At 45.1% G+C, this 710-nt stretch carries 1 protein-coding gene; it reads right to left on the bottom strand.

The window, feature by feature from the left end:
• Nucleotides 1-398: 398 nt before the first annotated feature.
• On the bottom strand, nt 399-710 hold a 312-nt coding region (locus AC2TDN_RS26590; protein WP_484690742.1), incomplete at its 5' end, for a transposase.

Genomic DNA, 710 nt, shown 5'->3' with positions numbered 1-710 from the left:
ATAAAGTAATGTTTTCTCCCGTTTTCTCGCTTATTCTCAGTATTACAACATTGACACCTTGTGTGGTAGTGGTGGAGAATGTAGACTCTACATCATTTTCTGTAAGGACGTAGGCGGGAACAGAGCTTAGGATCGTTTGGTTCCAAAACTGTGGAAATTGGATATGATCGCACAGTGGATCTCCACATGCACCCTTGGGGTTTACCCTCCCATGTCACGCTGGGTCTATGCCCTTACATTCCTTCGTTCTACCTCTCAAGGGGTGGATGCCGATTCTTGCTCCTTTACGGGGTCGTAGCCCTTATGGTGTGTAGTTCTCCGGCTTCTCCGATGCTTCCATTGTCATTGTTATACACATGTGAATAAGCGAAAACTCAGGTTAATAGCTGTTGATTTTCTTAAGCAGCACTCTTTTGTATGCTGGTTTGATGAACATGTCCTAACACTTCGGTGGCATTGTATGATTTTTGTTTCGTCCCCAAAGTATGAAGGATGCGGATCAGTCTTCCACACAATGCGATGAGCGACTGCTTCTTCTTTAACGGGTTTTGGGAGCGCGTCGTGTAATGCTTATGCAACGCTTTAAACTCTTCGTTTTTAGCCACTAGCGGCAAGATACAGCGGAACAGCAATGCCCTTAAACGAGAACGTCCTCGTTTGCTTATACCTGTCTTTCCTTTGCGATCACCTGAACTGTTCTCTACGAGATT

This window comes from Paenibacillus sp. Y660, assembly GCF_057221575.1.
This window is presented reverse-complemented; position numbering and strand designations above follow the sequence as displayed.